Genomic DNA, 18,607 nt, shown 5'->3' on the forward strand with positions numbered 1-18,607 from the left:
TCCTGTGTTCACCTATCTCCCTGCCAGAATGGACGCAGCAAAATTGGCGGAAACCGGCCATCGGTATTGGCCTGCTGGCAATCGCCCTGATTTCAGGTTGCCAGTCGATCAATTCCAGCAAGGATCTGGGGCTGCAGCCTTCCGACAATCCTGTGACGGTCGACAATGTGACGCGCAATGACCGGCTGGCACAAATCGGCGCCCAGCAGCATCCGCGCATCCTCGCGACCTATGGCGGCGAATACAAGGACCAGAAGCTTGAGCGCATGGTGGCGAAAATCGTCGGCAAGCTGACGACCGTTACCGACAAGCCGGATCAGACCTACCGCATCACCATTCTCGACAGTCCGAATATCAACGCCTTCGCATTGCCTGGCGGTTATCTCTACGTCACGCGCGGCCTGCTTGCGCTCGCCAACGACTCTTCCGAAGTCGCGGCCGTGATCGCCCACGAAATGGGCCATGTCATCGCCAACCACGGCATCTTGCGGCAGGAAAAGGAAGCAGAGACCGCGATTGCCGGACGCGTCGCCAGCGAGGTGCTGCACAACGAATCCGCCAGTCGCGAGGAAGCGCTGCGCGGCAAGCTGCGGCTTGCCCAGTTCTCGCGTAATCAGGAATTGCAGGCGGACGCCATCGGCATCAAGATGATTGGCGAGGCTGGTTACGATCCCTTCGCTTCGGCCCGTTTCCTGCAGTCGATGGAAGCCTATCAAGGCTTTCGCTCGGTTTCAGGCGCGACCGACGCCAGCCTTGACTTTCTTGCGAGCCACCCGGCAACACCGCAGCGCATCCAGCTTGCGCTTGGCCATGCGCGCCGCATCGGCGCACCGGGTGTCGGCACGACCGATCGCGATTCCTTCCTCGACGGCATAGACGGCCTGCTTTATGGCGACTCGCCCAATGAAGGTTATGTGCGCGAGCAGACCTTCATCCATCCAAAACTCGGCGTTACCTTCCGGGCGCCGGATGGCTTCAGCATCGACAATTCGGCCAATGCGGTCATGGCAAGCGGTCCCGGCGAAGTTGCCATTCGCTTCGATGGCGCATCTCTTCCGGCTGGGTCAAACCTAGCCGATTATATCCGCTCCGGCTGGGTGACCGGCCTCGACGACAGCTCGATCCAGACCACCACCATCAACGGTCTGCCCGCCGCAACCGCGCGCGCCAGCGCCGACCGCTGGCAGTTCGACATCGTGGTCATCGGTGCCAACAACAAGGTCTATCGCTTCCTGACGGCTGCTCCGAAAGGCAGCAACGCGCTTCTGCCCGCTTCACGAACCGTCACGCAGTCCTTCCGCCTGCTGTCGCCTGCCGAACAGAATTCCATCAAGCCGCTTCGCATCCGCGTCGTAACGGTAAAGCCGGGCGATACGATGGCCAGCCTGTCAGCGCGCATGCAGGGCACGACCCGCAAGCTGGAACTGTTCCGTCTTCTCAATGCCATGTCGGCAGGCGCCACGGTTTCGGTCGGCGACCGCGTCAAGCTGATCAGCGAGTAATGCCTATGACGGAAATATTTGTCCACTCGGTCCTTGCCGGAAAAGTCGCTCCTCTCGGGAGCCGCGGCGTTCCAAGCGGCATCAACAAGCAACCGGTTTCCGGCAAGATCCGTGTGGCGTTGGAAGGACTGGATTGCGACGCGCAGGGCGACCGAAAGGTGCATGGCGGGCCGGAAAAGGCACTGCATCATTATCCGCATGATCATTATGCCATCTGGCGAAAAGAGATCGGCGATAATCCGCGTCTAGACGCTCGGGGCGCTTTCGGCGAAAACATCTCCACGTCAGGCCTCGACGAACACAATGTCGCCGTGGGCGACCGGTTTCGCCTGGGCAGTGCGCTTGTGGAGGTGTCGCAGGGACGCCAGCCTTGCTGGAAGCTGAACGAACGCTTTGCAACCGCAGATATGGCGGTCCGCGTTCAGAAGACGGGACGGACTGGCTGGTATTACCGTATCCTTGAAGAAGGCCACGTGGAAGCCGGAGACCGAATGCTGCTCGTTGACCGGCTTTCACCGGAATGGACGCTGCATCGTATCTGGCATTTGCTGTATGTCGATACGCTGAATTACGACGAACTGGCATCGATGGCGGAGCTTTCACACCTCGCCGACAGCTGGAAACGCTACGCGATCCGGCGTCTTGAAAACCGGAAGGTAGAGGACTGGTCCTCCCGGCTCGAAGGCAAGAGCACCGAACCACAAAAGTAAGAGGAGCCATCCGGCCCCTCTTCTTCTGTTGCCCTGACCGTAACGATTTACGCCTGATAGGCTGCCAGTTCGTGCTGGCTCAACAGGGCGATCTTCAACTTCTCCATGGCCCGGCTTTCAATCTGCCGCACACGTTCCTTGGAGATGCCGAGCTTTTCACCCAAAGCTTCGAGCGTAACACCGTCGTCATCGAGGCGGCGCTCGCGGATAATGTGCAGTTCGCGCTCGTTCAGCGTGTCGAGCGCCACATTGAGCCAACGGTTACGGCGCTCCATATCGATGGAGCTTTCGGCGATTTCGTCCTGCAAGGGATGATCGTCGACCAGAAAATCCATGCGGCGCGACGCACCCGACTCTTCACTGTTCACAGGCGCCGAAAGCGAACTGTCCGGCCCTGACAGCCGGCTGTCCATGATCTCGACATCGCTCGTCGAAACGCCGAGCTGATCGGAAATCTCCCGATAGATCTCGGCCTTGCTCATGGTGTCGTCGGACTGGGCCAGTTTTGAACGTAACCGGCGCAGGTTGAAAAACAGCGCCTTCTGTGCCGAACTCGTACCGCCGCGCACGATGGACCAGTTGCGCAGGATATAATCCTGCATGGATGCGCGGATCCACCACGATGCATAGGTGGAGAAACGCACTTCTCTTTCTGGGTCAAAACGCGCGGCAGCTTCCAGAAGGCCCACATAGCCTTCCTGAATGAGATCGTTCATCGGCAGTTTGAACTTGCGAAAGCGCCCCGCCATCGAAATGACCAGCCGCATATGGGCCGATGTGATGCGGTGCAGAGCTTCCTGGTCCTTCAGCTCCCTCCAGCGGATGGCGAGGTCGCGTTCCTCCTCGCGCTCCAGATAAGGAGCCGACATCGCGCTGCGGATCATGGATTGGGAAGAGGCTGCTGTCGCCGGGAGACTGCGTGCAACCATAGGCATGCGATTGGCCGGAACTGCGGAAGAACTGCTCATGGATGACTGCTTCATCTGGTTCTCCTGTTCTGAACTCACGCCCGTCGGGCGTTCAGTGGAAGGATATGCCAGTCCCACAAAGACTCCTTGGACGACTAGCGAACTCGCCCAAAACTCCCCGCCAGGCCCATTCTTTGGCCAAAATGATTACGCCACAAAACAAACCCGTTTACGAACTGGTGTCTGGGAGAACGCATCAGGCGCGATCAAGTTCCCTCCCAATCAGGATAAATCTTCGACTTTGCACGATGATGACTGGAAGGGTTAACCGTTGATTGCAAAACTCAATAAAAGTTTAACCAAAGAATATTGCTGGCAGCTTCCATAAAGATGGCGCAGCCTCGGCTTTTCTTGCCGATGCAAATAAAAAGCCCGGCGAAATGCCGGGCTTTTTTGAAAGAAAGGTAAGTAAAGCTTATGCGGCTTCGACTTCATCGTCGTCGAGGTCAGCCTCGGCGTCGGCCTTGCCGCGCTTCGGTCCCTTGGCGAGATTGGCTTCGATGAGACGGACAGCTTCGGTTTCCGAGAGCTTGTTCACGGCAGCGATTTCGCGCGCCATGCGATCAAGGGCAGCTTCGTAAAGCTGGCGTTCCGAATAGGACTGTTCCGGCTGGTTTTCAGCGCGGAAAAGATCACGAACGACTTCAGAAATCGAGATCAGGTCGCCGGAATTGATCTTTGCATCATATTCCTGCGCGCGGCGCGACCACATGGTGCGCTTCACACGTGCGCGGCCCTGTACGACCTTCAAAGCACGTTCAACATAATCGGTCTCCGAAAGCTTGCGCATGCCGATGGAAGCGGCCTTGGCAACCGGCACCTTCAGGCGCATCTTGTCTTTTTCGAAATCGATCACGAAAAGTTCGAGTTTGTGACCTGCCACTTCCTGCTCTTCGATCGTCACGATCTGGCCAACGCCATGAGCCGGATATACGATGGCCTCACCGGCCTTGAAACCGCCACGCGCTACTGGAGACTTTTTCTGCTGGGATGACATACGCTTCATTACTCCCTGTTGTGCCCGGCGCGACCCGCCGGTTAACACATGATGTTCGACCGCGCTCCGAGGAAATGAAGCACGGACGTTGCTTGTCGGTTTGCAACTGAAAACGTGTCTGACGGCAAATCTAACCAACCGGGTGTACGGTGAGGGGGACGACGCCAGATCGCAATCATCTTCCCCGGTGCCATTCAGCCCGGTACTAAAGATCAGCCCTTTCAGAGATTAACGCATAGCGCCACGACTTGACGTCCAGTCACCGAAATTATTGTGACAACCTAACACAATTTCGCGCAAGAATCAACAAATTGCCAGATATGCCGTATCTGGCAACGCAACACACCTAAAAGATGGGCGTTTTCCCGTGATTTTATTCGTCTTTTGCCGGTGCATTGCAGAAAATGCAAGTGATAAATCCTGCTTTTCCGTAATGTCTGGCATCCTGTCAGTCTTAACAGGATGAATGGTCATGTTCCAGAAGTGCGAAGCCTTCTGGAACAACGAGATACTTATATATATACGGTCCAGCTTTCTGCAGCCGGAAGGAACGGCTGCAATACCTGACGGTATTAGTCGCCGCTACCCGGCTCTGCAGAGAAATACTTCTCCAACTTGCCGGCCACGCCATCCATTTCCTTGGCTTCCGGAAGGGCGTCCTTCTTCGCGGTAATATTGGGCCATTTTGCCGCATATTCCGTATTCAGTTCCAGCCACTTGTCGAGGCCCGGCTCGGTGTCGGGGCTGATCGCCTCGGCAGGGCATTCCGGTTCACATACGCCGCAGTCGATGCACTCGTCGGGATTGATGACGAGCATGTTTTCGCCTTCGTAGAAGCAATCGACCGGGCAGACCTCGACGCAGTCCGTATATTTGCAGCGAATGCAATTATCGGTCACGACATACGTCATCGTCGAACTCCTGTTGCCGCCCGAATTCCTGAACAGGCAGCTTATCTATCCTACAGCTTTGCGCCGATATTCCGACAAGCCGACGATCGGCCAACAACCGGCCAGCAACCGGCTTGAGGTTTTGGAATATCTCGCCACGAAGTCACTGTGCACGGAAATGGTTGCGGGTATCAGCCCATGCCCTTTTATGACAATGCGTGAGGTAACGATTTTATCCTGCCATGACAAGGGTACAAACGCCGCAATATCACGAAGTCAAGCACATCTGAAACAGCATTTCGTTTGACGCCTTTCAGATGGAAAAGGCTTTCTCCGAAACGGTTCGGTGAGCAATTTCCATCACCGTCGCAACTGGCCTGCGGCAACACGTCCATGTCAGTTTCCGCGCAAACGATCCGTTTCGCGCCGCTCTTTCTTGGTCGGCCTTCCCGCGCCGCTCTCGCGCTGAGGCGTTGCTGCCTCGGGTACCCCCGCCGAAGCTGGCACCGGCGGCGAAAGATCCTCATAAAGCAGCTGGGCTTCGGGCGCCGGCCCCCGGCGCTCTCCCGGAGCAAGGATCTTGTAGACGAGAATGCGCCGGTCGAGCGTAATGGTCAGTACGTCGCCAACCTTCACCTGATGGGCAGCCTGCTCGATCTTGTCACGATTGACCCGGACCTTGCCGCCGACGGCGAGTTTCGCCGCCAGCGATCTTGATTTGACCACGCGCGCAAAGAACAGCCACTTGTCGATTCGCTGTCTAGCGCCTGTTTCCGCGGCCATATTACTTCTTCATCTGTTCTTTCAGAGCCAGAAGCTTGGCGAAAGGCGAGTCGGGATCGATGCGCGCAGGACGCTCCTGCTCGACGCGCTTGCCAGCCGGATGGCTGTGATCGCGCTTCTGCTGACGCTGATTGCCGCCGCGGAACTCACCCTTATTGGCACCTTCACGCTTGTTCTCGCCGTCATGACGCTTTTGCTTGTCGAAGCGCTTGCCGCCGCGATCGTTGCGAGCCTGCTGCTCTGCGCCTTCGGACTTGCGTGCCTCGCCACCCTGATCACGGTTCTGATGACCACGATTCTGGTTGCCGCGATTTTGACGCTGACGGTTCTGATCCTGATTACGGTTGCGGCCCTCGAAGCGACCCTGACGCCAGAGAAGAACGGGCTTTGGCTCTTCAGCCGCCGCTTCTGCTGTTTCACCAACAGGTGCCGCTTCCGCTGCCGCAGGAACAGCTTCGTCCACCTTGGCTTCGGTTTCTGTCTCAGCAGCGACAACCGGCGCAGGTACGGGTTCTGCGGCTGGGACAGCGGGCTTTTCGGCTTCTGCAACCGGCGAAATGCCAGCTTCCTTGGCGGCAGCTTCAGCCGCGAAAGCGTCTAGCTCGGCAAGCTTCGCCGTCACGGCAGCCGCTTCCATCGCCTCATGGCGATAACCGAGGCTGCGCAGGATTTCCTCCATGTCCTCGGTCGTCGCACCCAGAATGGACATCATGGCGGGCGTGACGATGAAGCGTCCGCCGTCATAAGCGCCATCCGGACGCGCACCGGAACCCGGACGCCAGGCGAGCGCGGGGCGAATGAGATCGGCAAGACGTTCCAAAATGTCAATGCGCACGGCGCGGCGGCCAAGCACGCGATAGCCTGCCAGACGATAGAACATCGGATCGAACGCCGGGTCGACCACGACCGAGGTGCGGCCAGCGGCCAGCACATTCACGACATCGCCGTAACCGGCGCGTTCGCGACCATCGTTCTTCAGTGCCCAGAGCAACGTGATGAGACCAGCGGGAGCGGGCTTCAGCAGCATGGGCATGAAAACGTGATAGGCGCCGAAACGCACACCAAGGCGGCGAAGTGCCGCGCGTGAATCCTGATCGAGACCGCGCACTTCCTCCGCCACATCGCGGCGCGGAAGAATGCCCAGATTCTCGACGATCTGGAATGCGAGACCGCGCGTCATGCCGGTCAGGGCATCGGCGGCAGCCAGATCGGTAAGCGGCTTCAGAACGGTCTCGATATGATGTGCGACGAAACGGTCGATGCGCGCGGCAACCTTATCGCGCGCTGCTCCCGTGAGCTGTTCGTCGGCCAGGATCACTGCGCGCGGCTTCAGCAGGTCATCGCCCGCAACCAGCGTTGCGACCGTTGCGCCAACCCAGCGCATGACGCCATCCGAGCCCAGCGCGAAATCGCCGTTCGGCGCAGCAGCAAAGCGCTCCGCGCGACGTTCGAACTCGGCGGCCAGCGCCTTTTGTGCAGCCGACTTCACCGCCTTGGCGTCCGGCCCCTCGGCCTGAACGTCAGCGGTAAAACGGAATCCTTCCAGTTGCCCGACATTGTGGCCTTCGACAATCACGTCTCCGGCCGGGCTGATTTCTGCTTCAAGCATGGCATTCTCTCTCAGGCGCCTCATAAGCACGCTTGTCCTGCGGTCTACAAAGCGTTTCGTCAACCTTTCATGCAGCGCGTCGGACAATCTGTCCTCAATTTCGCGCGTCTTTTCCTGCCAGTGTGTCGGATCGGCAAGCCATCCCGGCCTGTGCGACACAAAAGTCCAGGTGCGGATTTGCGCCACGCGATGCGACAGGGTGTCGATTTCCCCCTCTGTGCTGTCGGCGCGGCGCACCTGTTCGCTCATATAATCTTCATCGACGCTCCCTCGGCGGACAAGATCCTGGTAGATGGTTGCAATGATATCGGCATGCTGCGCCGGCGCGATCTTGCGATAGTCAGGCAGCGCGCAGGCGTCCCACAAAAGCTCGATCCGCGCCGGTGTCGTCGCAAGCCGCACAATCTCTTCGTCTTTCGACAAATTTTCAAGCGCTTGTTGGTCGACAGCGGGCAAAGCCTTGGCCAGCCCTTCGACCGGCGCAGGCGTTTCCAGAGAATATCGCAGGGAATCGAGCGACGAAAAGTCGAAACGCGCCGTGCGCCATTGCAGAACCTTCACCGGATCGAAATTATGCGCTTCCACCCGTTCGACCAGTTCCTCGTCGAAAGGATGCACCTGCCCGGTTACGCCAAATGTGCCGTCACGCAGATGCCGGCCCGCGCGCCCGGCGATTTGCCCCACTTCGGCAGGCGTCAGATCGCGGAACTGATAACCGTCGAATTTGCGGTTCTGTGCGAATGCGACATGATCCACATCCAGATTGAGCCCCATGCCGATGGCATCGGTCGCCACCAGAAAATCGACGTCGCCCGACTGGTAAAGCTCCACCTGGGCATTGCGGGTCCGGGGGCTGAGCGCGCCCATGACCACTGCGGCCCCGCCGCGCTGGCGGCGGATCAGTTCGGCAATCGCATAAACCTCGTCGGCGGAAAACGCGACGATGGCGGAACGGTTGGGCAGGCGCGTAATCTTCTTGGAACCGGCATAGGCCAGATGCGACAAGCGCGGACGCGTCACCACATTGATGCCGCGGAGTAGCTTTTCCAGAATCCCGCGCATGGTCCCGGCACCGAGCAGCAGCGTCTCCTGCCGCCCGCGCAGATGCAGGATACGGTCGGTGAAAATATGGCCGCGCTCAAGATCACCGGCGAGCTGCACCTCATCAATGGCGACGAATGCCACATCGGTGCGGCGGGGCATGGCCTCGACGGTGCAGACGGAATAGCGCGCACCTGGCGGCACGATCTTTTCCTCGCCCGTCACCAGCGCAACATTGGCTGCACCGACCCGTTCCACGACGCGGTTATAGACCTCGCGCGCCAGCAGGCGCAGCGGCAGGCCGATCATGCCGCTTCCATGCGACAGCATGCGTTCGATGGCGAGATGCGTTTTGCCAGTATTGGTCGGCCCAAGCACCGCAGTCACATCGCGGCCACTCAGGGTCAGCGGCAAATCATGGGCAGGGAGTTGGTTCATGCCAATAATCGGATTCCCGGTACAAGCGCCCTTCACGGGCTGGATGCTGGTTCTGCGATAGCACTATACGACCTGCACCGAAAGCGCTCCTGTTAAAGTTTAAGTATGGGCCAATCGCCGATATGTCGATGGCTGATGTGAAGTCGGTCAATAACTTGTCGATTAACAATTGGAACGACTCTGGAACGAATCGGCGACGAATCGCTGACTCCGAGAGCTTCGCCATTTGTTCACGGCAACATATAGTAAGCCTGACACGCACGCCCACAACATAATGAATCAGATGTTCCGCTTTTCGGTGTTCTCCTGACGCGAAATGGCGGGGGTCGTTAACCTTTGGCAAAACCTGTCAACAGACTGATCCACGACAACGGGATTCCTCAGAAAATCTTAATCGTTACTGATACTTCGTTAATGCCGGAACGAGCGAAAACCCGGTTTTCGTTAACCTTCAGGCCAAAGCCGGAACGAATCGGCGACGAATCGCTGATTTGCAAGTTTTCTCCCTTTGTTCTCACAACATATGGTGGTCGATGCCTGTTGTTAGCGCTAGAAAACCAAGCCTGAAGCGGCTTGATAGCCGTTTCAACCGATTTTCGTTAACGTTTACGGCAATTCCATCATGCCGACGTCACCGATTTCAAACGCCCCATTGCGGAAAGAAAAAGGCGGCCGGAGTTAATTCTCCGCCCGCCTTTTTCCGATGAGGGAGAAAATCAGTCGCGCTCGACGCACAAGGCAATCCCCATGCCGCCCCCGATGCAAAGCGTCGCCAGACCCCGCTTGGCATCACGGCGCTGCATTTCATGGAGCAGCGTTGTCAGCACCCGTGCGCCTGAGGCGCCGATCGGGTGGCCGATGGCGATTGCTCCGCCATTGACGTTGACGATATCCGGGTTGAGACCGAGATCGCGCACGACAGCGCATGATTGCGCTGCAAAGGCTTCATTGGCTTCCACCAGATCGAGATCGCCAACGCTCCAGCCCGCCTTTTCGAGCGCCTTCTTGGTAGCCGGGATCGGACCTGTTCCCATGATCGCCGGATCGACGCCGGCTGTCGCCCAGGAAACGATACGTGCGAGCGGCTTCACGCCGCGTTTGGCGGCTTCGTCTGCATCCATCAGGACAACTGCGGCAGCGCCATCATTGATGCCGGATGCATTGCCGGCAGTAACCGTTCCTTCCTTGTCGAAGGCCGGTTTGAGCTTGGCCAATGCGTCCATCGTCGTGCCGGGCCGGATATATTCATCCGCTGAGACAACCACATCGCCCTTGCGGCCTTTCACAGTAACCGGAACGATCTCATCCTCGAACCTTCCGGCGCTCTGGGCGGCTTCTGCCTTCTGCTGCGAGGCCAATGCGAATTCATCCTGATCGGCGCGGGTCAATTGCCACTGGCGGGCGATATTTTCGGCGGTGATCCCCATATGATAGCCATTGAAGGCATCGGTCAGGCCGTCTTTCAGCATGGTGTCGATCATCTTGAAGTCGCCCATCTTCACGCCCGAACGCAAATGCGCGCAATGCGGCGCCATGGACATGGATTCCTGCCCGCCCGCCACGACGATTTTCGCATCGCCGGAGAGAATCTGCTGCATGCCGAGCGCAACCGCCCGCAAACCGGAGCCGCATAGCTGGTTGATGGAAAACGCTGTGGTTTCCTTCGGGCAACCGGCATCCATCGCCGCCTGCCGTGCCGGGTTCTGCCCTTCACCTGCCGTCAGCACCTGTCCGAGAATAACCTCGTCCACATCCGTTGCGTCGACACCGGCACGTTCCAGCGCGCCCTTGATGACCGTGGCGCCCAGTTCATGCGCCGGGATATTGGCAAACGCACCGTTGAAAGCGCCCACCGCGGTACGGGCCGCGCTGGCGATGACGATGGCTTTCGGTTCGGACATTCTTTCCTCCATAAAATGTTGCGCAACAAAAGACCAAATTTCTGGCCTTGGCAAGCTTTGCCGCATTGCTTCAGCCGTCTTCATGAAAATCGATAAAGTGTTTTTCCGGCCAGTAGCAGCATTGGAATGTGCATCCTCGGCCATGATCGCTAAACTACATTTAGCTATATCTAAGGAGACAACCATGCCGTCACTGTCGCTCGAACGAGCCAATACGATCATCGCCGGTGCTTTTGCCAAGGCTGCCGAGCTGAAATTGAAGCCGCTTGCTGTTTGCGTTCTTGATGCCGGCGGCCATGTGAAGGCTTTCCAGCGTCAGGACGGGGCCTCCATGCTCCGCTTCGAGATCGGTTCGGGCAAGGCCTACGGCGCGCTTGCGGTCGGCACCGGCTCGCGCTGGCTGAACAATCAGGCCAAAGATCGTCCACACTTTCTGGAGGGGCTGTCAGGCGTGTCGGGCGGCAAGATCGTGCCGGTGCCGGGCGGCGTTCTGATCAAGGACGAAAGCGGCGAAATTCTCGGCGCAGTCGGCATTTCCGGCGACACATCGGACAATGACGAAATTGCAGCCATCGCCGGTATCGAGGGTGCCGGTTTCACGTCGGACGCAGGCTGAGCTTTTCCACCAGAAAACGCAGAGCGGTTCTGCGATTCCATATTAAGCAGAACCGCTCTGGCCCCTTGTTGGAGTAAACCTGCATCCCGCCCCTAAGGTATAGTGTTCGCCGGTTGCAGCGCCACGGGGAACTTCAGCGCCTCAACGCAGATTTTTACCAGCAAAATGCGCCACCGCCCCCGGGAGAGCATGTTCCGTGCTCCCAACTTGGCATGGTGTGTCGGACATTTTCTGCAGTTGATCTTCGTTGTATAGTGTATTGCCGGCTACATTGAAGAACGAAATTCCAGAACTTACGGACAAACCACCATTCTGGATAATAAGCCTGATAATATCTTTCATATCAACATCCATTGCCTAAAAATTAGATGAAAAATATATTTTATACTTTGTGGCAATATTATGATTTTCAATTTTCTTGAAATTCCCAAAATAATCCGAAACAGTTTTAGAAATAAGGTACAGATAATGGATAATTGAAATTCAGAGTTGTTTTCAATAGGAACGAAGCTACTCTAGCCATATATTGTTACTGCATTCCAAAAGCATCCAACTGGGTCTGGAAACCATCCATCCGACTGATTTACTTACAAAAAATATTCATATCGCTGTTGAGGTTTTCTATTGTCAAAAGAAAACGCCGCTCCCGACAAACGGAAACGGCGTTTTGAAAACCATCTTTCGGCTGCGATGCAGCGTCAGACTTATTCCTTGGCTTCGAGGACCTGACGGCCGCGATACATACCGCTCTTCAGATCGATATGATGCGGACGACGAAGTTCGCCCGAGTTCTTGTCCTCGACATAGGTCGGGGCCTTGAGAGCGTCAGCCGAACGGCGCATGCCGCGCTTCGACGGAGACGTTTTTCGTTTTGGTACTGCCATGGATCCAGCTCCACTGATCGGTCAATAAACGTCCGGCACGGCCCCGAAGAGCCTGTCACATCGGACAAAATTCCGGAAAGTCACGTGCCTATACACGCTCTGACGGCGTTTGACCAGCGGGAGTCTTATCTTTTTTTCGTATCATCGATTTATTGCACGCAAACCACATAGGGGCCCGACCGCGCGGCGCGTCCGGCCACGATCCGGGCAATGCGCTGCATGTTGCGTGTCGGTTTGGCGGGATTGCGCAATGCCGGGTTGGGCAGGGTGACGGCGAGCAACGCCGATTGCTGGGCGTTGAGTTTTGCTGCCGGGCGCTTGAAATAATGCTGGGCTGCGGCCTCGATCCCGTAAATGCCGGGGGCCCATTCGGCGATGTTGAGGTAAATCTCCATTATGCGCTTTTTGGACAGAAGCCCATCGGCGGCCAGTGCCAGCGGGAATTCCAGCCCCTTACGAACGTAGGAGCGTCCATTCCAGAGAAAGAGGTTCTTTACCGTCTGCATGGTGATCGTGGAAGCGCCGCGGCTCGGACCACCCTCGCCCGCATCGTCCAGCACCAGCCCAAGCTGATGCCAGTCCACCCCGCCATGGCTGCAAAACTGGCCGTCCTCAGCCATCATCACCGAATTGACGAGAACCGGTGCAACATCATCGATACTGACCCATCTGCGGTCCACATCCTGCAACAGGACATAGTCCTTGACCATCAGGGTCGAGATCGGGCGGACGAAGGGCACGGAATAGATGAGGAGCAGCAAAATCGGCAATACGGCCAGAATCACCAGAATCTTGAGCACAAGGGCAATCCGGGCACCCCAAACGGGATCTGCCAGATAATTGCGTCCATCCTTGCTCTTGATGATGATTTTTGCCACTGCCACCGCCTGCTGCCTTCCCTCAAGCGACATAAACCATTCCTCAATAAGTTTGAACCGGATTCCATAATCCAGGCGGGGAAACAAGTCAGAACGTGCCGTTTCGTGACGTTCAAATGAAAAAGCCTGTGCTGATCGACGTGCCCAGTTGACCAATCCGGCGCTTTCGTCCATCCCCTTTGCCATGGAAAAGCTGTCGACCGATTTCACTGCCGCTCTCAATCTTCGTGCCATGGAAGTGGAAATGGCACTGACCGGCCTTCTGGACCAGCGCCTGCGGACGGGAGAAATTGCCCGTCCGGAAAGGCTGCTCGCCGCCATGCGCCATGGCGTGCTGAACGGCGGCAAGCGCCTCCGGCCTTTTCTGGTTGTCGAAAGTGCCGCTTTGTTCGGCAAGGGCGGCGATGCCGTTCTGCGCGTTGCTGCCGCACTCGAATGCATTCACTGCTATTCTCTCGTCCATGACGACCTGCCGGCTATGGATGACGACGATCTGCGGCGCGGCCAGCCAACCGTGCACAGGGCATTCGATGAAGCCGCGGCTATTTTGGCCGGCGACAGCCTGCTGACCTATGCCTTCGACATAATCTCTTCGGATGAAACCGATCTCGATGCAACGACCCGCGTGCAGCTCGTATCCGCGCTGGCGCGCGCCTCGGGCCTTGGAGGCATGGCAGGCGGACAAGCTCTCGATCTGATGGCCGAAACCAGCAAGCCCGACGAAGCCGGTATCATCACGCTGCAGGCGATGAAGACCGGAGCGTTGATCCGCTTCGCTTGCGAGGCGGGAGCCATCATCGCCAACGCATCCACCGAAGATCGCGAGCGCATGGCTGAGTTCGGCTCGGCCATCGGCCTTGCCTTCCAGCTGGCGGATGACCTTCTTGATGTGACCGCCGACGCGGAAGCCATGGGCAAGGCAACCGGCAAGGATGCCGCCGCCGGAAAAGCCACGCTGGTTTCATTGCATGGCATCGACTGGACGCGCAAGCAGCTGTCCGGCCTCGTTGCCCAGGCGGAAAGCCTGCTGGCGCCGTTCGGCAAGGATGCCGATATTCTGAAGCAGGCTGCCCGCTTCATCGCCGAACGCCAGAGCTAGAGCATTTCCAGCAAAAGTGTGAACGGTTTTGCGTCCGGAAATGCGGTAAAAACAGTTAGATAGAGCGGTTCCAACGATTCCGTTAAAACACGAACCGCTCTGGAGCATGCCTCCCGAAAGTAGGAACCGGTTTCGGGAGAAAGACATGCGTAAAAACAACTACTCAGAGATCGTCCTCGCGCACCTTGATCAGAACGACATCATCGGCGGAAAGTACGCGCCCGTCCTGCGCGCGCACGTCAAGCTTTGCAATGTTTTGACCCGACACAGTGTCCACCAGCCGTGAATGCGGTTCTTCGGGCGCGAACAGATGTGTCTCGCCCCATTGCCGCAGAGCGACGACTACCGGCAGAAGATCGCGTCCCTTTGCCGTCAGGCGATATTCCTGATGCGCGCCGCCATTGGGGTCCGGCACGGATTCCATGATCTCCTCGGCCGTCAGCTTGCGCAAACGGTCCGAAAGAATATTACGGGCGATGCCGAGATTTCTCTGGAAGGCGCTGAATCGGGTCACACCGTCAAAAGCCTCGCGAACGATCAGCAGCGACCACCAGTCCCCGATCACGTCGAGAGCCCGTGCGCTTGGGCAATAATCGCCTTTCAGGCTTTTCTTCCGAACCATGTTCACTCCACAAATTGCAATCTGGTTGCAATATAAAACCTTTTTCGCTACAAACAAAATGGTTTCATTTTAAAACCACTTTGTAGGAGCACAACCATGCACCCCTCAACCGACGCGGCAGCAGCGCTGTCCGCGAACCCCGATGCACGTCCGCTTTCTTCGGCTACCCTTCTTTTGTTCGCCGCCGCAAGCGGACTGGCTGTAGCCAATGTCTATTTCGCTCACCCGCTTCTCGATGTGATGGCCGACGATCTCGGCCTCAAGCGATCGACAGCGGGCCTTATCGTCGCCGCCAGCCAGATCGGTTATGCGCTGGGCCTGATCTTCCTGGTTCCACTCGGCGACCTGTTCAACCGGCGCAAACTCATCATCACGCATTTTCTCCTATCGGTCCTGTCCCTGATCGCAATCGGCTTTGCAGCCAATGCCACGGTGCTTCTGGTTGCCATGGCCTTCATGGGCCTGCTCGCTGTCGTCACACAGGCGCTCGTCGCCTATGCGGCCAGCCTCGCAGCACCGGCACGGCGCGGCCATGTGGTCGGCATCGTGACGAGCGGCATCGTGCTTGGCATATTGCTGGCGCGCGCCATAGCCGGCGCCCTCACCGACATTGGCGGCTGGCGCATCGTCTATTTCGCTTCCGCCATTCTGACGCTTTCAATCGCGCTCCTGCTCTGGCGGACCCTCCCCGACCAGAAGCGGCAGCCGACCAGCGTCCGCTATCCCGTACTCATTCTGTCGCTCGTGACGCTGTTTCGCTCTGAGCCGGTGCTGCGCATTCGCGCCATCATCGCCATGCTGATCTTCGCCAATATCACCACTTTGCTCGCGCCACTGGTCATGCCGCTCAGCGCCCCGCCTTTTGAACTGACCCATGCCCAGATCGGGCTGTTCGGACTTGCGGGCGCTGCCGGAGCGCTCGCCGCCTCTCGCGCCGGAAATGCTGCCGACCGCGGCTATGCGCAGCGTATGACAGGCCTCGCCCTCCTGTTGATGTTCGTCTCGTGGGGTATGATAGCCCTGCTTGAGCACTCGCTGCTCTGGCTGATTGCGGGCGTAGTTGTAATCGACTTCGGCCTTCAGGCCGTGCACGTCACCAATCAGGCGATGATCTACCGGATGCGCCCCGATGCACAGAACAGGCTCACCGCCGCCTATATGGTCTTCTATTCCATCGGCAGCGCAAGCGGTTCGGCAGTTTCAACCTGGGTCTATGCTCATGCGGGCTGGAACGGCGTGTGCCTGCTTGGCGCAGGCATCAGCCTTGCCACGCTCGTCTTCTGGGCAGCGACACTGAAAACAACGCCCGAAGCCGCGACACGCGCGGTCATCCGTACAGCTTAGTTCTGGCCGGATGCCACCTTCTGCTCAAGCCCGAAGCGGTTCTCGATGTAATCGGCAACCATCTTCTGGAACTCTTCGGCAATGGCGGGACCGCGTAGCGTCGTGACTTTCTTGCCATCGACAAAGACCGGTGCGGACGGCGTTTCGCCCGTGCCGGGAAGCGAAATGCCGATATCGGCATGTTTCGATTCGCCCGGCCCGTTGACGATGCAGCCCATGACCGCGACCGACAGCGCTTCCACGCCCGGATATTTCTCACGCCAGAGGGGCATGTTGCGGCGGATGTCGTTCTGAATAGTCTGCGCCAGTTCCTGAAACACCGTCGAGGTCGTGCGGCCGCAACCGGGGCAGGCCGCGACGATCGGAATGAACTGGCGAAAGCCCATGGTCTGCAGCAATTCCTGCGCCACCTGCACCTCGCGGGTGCGGTCGCCGCCCGGCTCCGGCGTCAGCGAAATACGGATCGTGTCGCCAATGCCCTGTTGCAGCAGAATACCCATGGCCGCGGAGGAAGCGACGATGCCCTTCGTGCCCATGCCGGCTTCGGTGAGGCCCAGATGCAGTGCATGGTCGGAACGCTGCGCCAGCATCGTATAGACTGCGATCAGGTCCTGCACCTGACTGACCTTGGCCGACAGGATGATCTTGTCGCGGCCAAGCCCGATCTCTTCAGCAAGATTGGCCGAGATCAGCGCCGATTGCACGATGGCTTCGCGCATGACTTCCTGAGCGGAGAGCGGTGCGCCTTCGGCCTGATTGCGATCCATCAGCGTCGTCAGCAATTCCTGGTCGAGCGAACCCCAGTTCACCCCGATACGCACCGGCTTGTCGTAGCGGATAGCCATTTCGACAATATCCGCGAACTGCTTGTCCTTCTTGTCCTTGAAGCCGACATTGCCCGGATTGATGCGGTATTTGGCAAGCGCTTCCGCACAGGCCGGATGATCGGCCAGCAGCTTGTGGCCGATATAATGGAAATCGCCGACCAGCGGCACATTATGACCGAGACGTTCCAGCCGTTCACGGATTTTCGGCACGGCGGCAGCCGATTCATCACGATCCACCGTGATGCGCACGATTTCCGAACCGGCGCGATGAAGGGCCGCCACCTGCGCGACCGTGGAATCCACATCCGCCGTGTCCGTATTGGTCATTGACTGCACGACGACGGGCGCACTGCCGCCGACGATAACGCCACCGACACTGACGCCAACCGACTGGCGGCGAGGAAATGGATGCGAAAAATAGCTGACGGTCTCGGAAGACATTTTGCTCTGTTCTTAACTGTGCCTGTTTTCAGGTGGCGCAGCGCGACCCGAATGTCAACGCCTGCAATCCTCTGGGCCTGCAATTCTCTGAGCCCGCATTCTATGGGCCCGCATTTCTATGGGCCTGCGTATATCCGGCTTTCGCTTTATATAATCGCTTGCCGACGCAATGTCGCCCTCTCATTATGTCATGACCATAAGGAGGAGCCCGCCAATGAACGACGCATCTGCCCGCAAGACCGCAATCATTACCGGATCGAATTCCGGGATCGGCCTCGGTATAGCCCATGCAATGGCGGGGGCGGGACACAACGTCGTGATAAATTCCTTCACCGACCGCGACGAAGATCATGCACTCGCGCGCAAGCTCGGCGAAGAGCATGGCGTCAGCGTGGTCTATATCGCAGCCGACATGTCGAAGCCCGACCACTGCCGTGAACTCATCGCGGCAACCGTGAAACAGTTCGGCAACGCAGATATTCTCGTCAACAATGCCGGTATCCAGCATGTATCGCCGGTGGAAGAGTTTCCGCCTGAACAATGGGACCGCATCATCGCAATCAACCTGACTTCGGCCTTCCACACATCGGCTGCCGCGATCCCGCATATGCGCAAGAACGGCTGGGGCCGTATCATCAATATCGCTTCTGCGCACGGCCTCGTCGCATCGCCGTTCAAGTCGGCCTATGTCGCCGCCAAGCACGGCATTGTCGGCTTCACCAAGACACTGGCGCTGGAACTTGCAACCGCCAAAATCACCGCCAATTCCATCTGCCCCGGTTATGTTCTGACCCCGCTCGTCGAGGCGCAGATACCGGACCAGATGAAAGCCTATCACATGGACCGCGACACCGTGGTCCGCGAAGTGATGCTCGACAAGCAGCCGACGAAGGAATTCGTCACCACGGCGCAGATCGGTGCCGTTGCCGCTTTCCTCGCAAGCGATGCGGCAGCGCAGATCAACGGCGCCGCTATTCCTGTTGATGGCGGCTGGACGGCCGGATAGCGCATCCCGAAAAGTGGGAACCGGTTTTCGGATAAGATGCGCGGCATAAGA

General features: G+C 58.1%; 17 protein-coding genes. 6 read left to right on the plus strand and 11 right to left on the minus strand.

The features are described from left to right. Positions 1-20: 20 nt before the first annotated feature. Positions 21-1,502, plus strand: a complete 1,482-nt coding sequence (cdlP, locus tag J9800_RS20440) for a cell division protease CdlP (RefSeq protein ID WP_112591326.1) — start codon at positions 21-23, stop codon at positions 1,500-1,502. Between the two features lie 5 nt (positions 1,503-1,507). Then, positions 1,508-2,212 carry an MOSC domain-containing protein gene (locus tag J9800_RS20445; RefSeq protein ID WP_114216995.1) on the plus strand — a complete coding sequence of 235 codons (705 nt, stop codon included), beginning with the start codon at positions 1,508-1,510 and terminating at the stop codon, positions 2,210-2,212. Positions 2,213-2,259: 47 nt separating this feature from the next. Here J9800_RS20445 and J9800_RS20450 read toward each other — a convergent pair whose 3' ends face one another. From J9800_RS20450 to J9800_RS20475, 6 genes are all read right to left on the minus strand, one after another. Then, positions 2,260-3,195, minus strand: coding sequence for an RNA polymerase factor sigma-32 (locus J9800_RS20450; protein ID WP_112591324.1), 936 nt, complete (start codon positions 3,193-3,195; stop codon positions 2,260-2,262). 400 nt (positions 3,196-3,595) lie between these two features. After that, the gene (locus J9800_RS20455) at positions 3,596-4,177 is read right to left on the minus strand and encodes a CarD family transcriptional regulator (RefSeq protein WP_006471273.1); all 582 of its coding nucleotides are present in this window, start codon (positions 4,175-4,177) and stop codon (positions 3,596-3,598) included. A gap of 572 nt (positions 4,178-4,749) precedes the next feature. After that, the gene (fdxA, locus tag J9800_RS20460) at positions 4,750-5,088 is read right to left on the minus strand and encodes a ferredoxin FdxA (RefSeq protein ID WP_006467781.1); all 339 of its coding nucleotides are present in this window, start codon (positions 5,086-5,088) and stop codon (positions 4,750-4,752) included. A gap of 375 nt (positions 5,089-5,463) precedes the next feature. Further along, complete coding sequence (locus tag J9800_RS20465; RefSeq protein ID WP_114216923.1) at positions 5,464-5,850, minus strand: RNA-binding S4 domain-containing protein; 387 nt, start codon at positions 5,848-5,850, stop codon at positions 5,464-5,466. 1 nt (position 5,851) lies between these two features. Beyond that, positions 5,852-8,938, minus strand: coding sequence for a helicase-related protein (locus J9800_RS20470; RefSeq protein ID WP_114216924.1), 3,087 nt, complete (start codon positions 8,936-8,938; stop codon positions 5,852-5,854). Between the two features lie 716 nt (positions 8,939-9,654). Continuing rightward, positions 9,655-10,839 (minus strand): acetyl-CoA C-acetyltransferase, encoded by a 1,185-nt coding sequence (locus J9800_RS20475; RefSeq protein WP_114216926.1) that lies wholly within the window; start codon positions 10,837-10,839, stop codon positions 9,655-9,657. Between the two features lie 184 nt (positions 10,840-11,023). Between J9800_RS20475 and J9800_RS20480 the strand changes: the two genes are divergently transcribed. Continuing rightward, positions 11,024-11,455, plus strand: a complete 432-nt coding sequence (locus J9800_RS20480; protein WP_114216927.1) for a GlcG/HbpS family heme-binding protein — start codon at positions 11,024-11,026, stop codon at positions 11,453-11,455. A gap of 141 nt (positions 11,456-11,596) precedes the next feature. Here J9800_RS20480 and J9800_RS20485 read toward each other — a convergent pair whose 3' ends face one another. The 3 genes from J9800_RS20485 to J9800_RS20495 all read right to left on the minus strand — a co-directional run bounded on the left by J9800_RS20485 (position 11,597) and on the right by J9800_RS20495 (position 13,217). Continuing rightward, a complete protein-coding gene (locus J9800_RS20485; RefSeq protein ID WP_162792701.1) occupies positions 11,597-11,797 on the minus strand; it encodes a hypothetical protein in 201 nt (66 codons plus the stop codon). 362 nt (positions 11,798-12,159) lie between these two features. Continuing rightward, entirely contained in the window at positions 12,160-12,339 is a 180-nt protein-coding gene (rpmF, locus tag J9800_RS20490) for a 50S ribosomal protein L32 (protein WP_006467787.1), read from the minus strand. Positions 12,340-12,488: 149 nt separating this feature from the next. Continuing rightward, the gene (locus J9800_RS20495) at positions 12,489-13,217 is read right to left on the minus strand and encodes a biosynthetic peptidoglycan transglycosylase (protein ID WP_205315982.1); all 729 of its coding nucleotides are present in this window, start codon (positions 13,215-13,217) and stop codon (positions 12,489-12,491) included. 184 nt (positions 13,218-13,401) lie between these two features. Between J9800_RS20495 and J9800_RS20500 the strand changes: the two genes are divergently transcribed. Beyond that, positions 13,402-14,316 (plus strand): polyprenyl synthetase family protein, encoded by a 915-nt coding sequence (locus J9800_RS20500; RefSeq protein WP_112591537.1) that lies wholly within the window; start codon positions 13,402-13,404, stop codon positions 14,314-14,316. A 163-nt stretch (positions 14,317-14,479) separates the two neighbouring features. Here J9800_RS20500 and J9800_RS20505 read toward each other — a convergent pair whose 3' ends face one another. Continuing rightward, a complete protein-coding gene (locus J9800_RS20505) occupies positions 14,480-14,938 on the minus strand; it encodes a winged helix-turn-helix transcriptional regulator (RefSeq protein ID WP_114216928.1) in 459 nt (152 codons plus the stop codon). Between the two features lie 96 nt (positions 14,939-15,034). Here J9800_RS20505 and J9800_RS20510 point away from each other — a divergent pair, with 96 nt between their 5' ends. Continuing rightward, positions 15,035-16,282 carry an MFS transporter gene (locus tag J9800_RS20510; protein WP_114216929.1) on the plus strand — a complete coding sequence of 416 codons (1,248 nt, stop codon included), beginning with the start codon at positions 15,035-15,037 and terminating at the stop codon, positions 16,280-16,282. Here J9800_RS20510 and ispG read toward each other — a convergent pair. Then, positions 16,279-17,550, minus strand: coding sequence for a flavodoxin-dependent (E)-4-hydroxy-3-methylbut-2-enyl-diphosphate synthase (gene ispG / locus J9800_RS20515; protein ID WP_114216930.1), 1,272 nt, complete (start codon positions 17,548-17,550; stop codon positions 16,279-16,281). The genes J9800_RS20510 and ispG overlap by 4 nt on opposite strands. 214 nt (positions 17,551-17,764) lie before the next feature. On the opposite strand from ispG, the gene J9800_RS20520 reads away from it, so the two are divergent. Next, positions 17,765-18,556 (plus strand): 3-hydroxybutyrate dehydrogenase, encoded by a 792-nt coding sequence (locus J9800_RS20520; RefSeq protein WP_114216931.1) that lies wholly within the window; start codon positions 17,765-17,767, stop codon positions 18,554-18,556. The last annotated feature ends 51 nt before the right edge of the window (positions 18,557-18,607 follow it).

This window comes from Ochrobactrum sp. AP1BH01-1 (genome assembly GCF_018066705.1).
Taxonomy (GTDB): Bacteria; Pseudomonadota; Alphaproteobacteria; order Rhizobiales; family Rhizobiaceae; genus Brucella.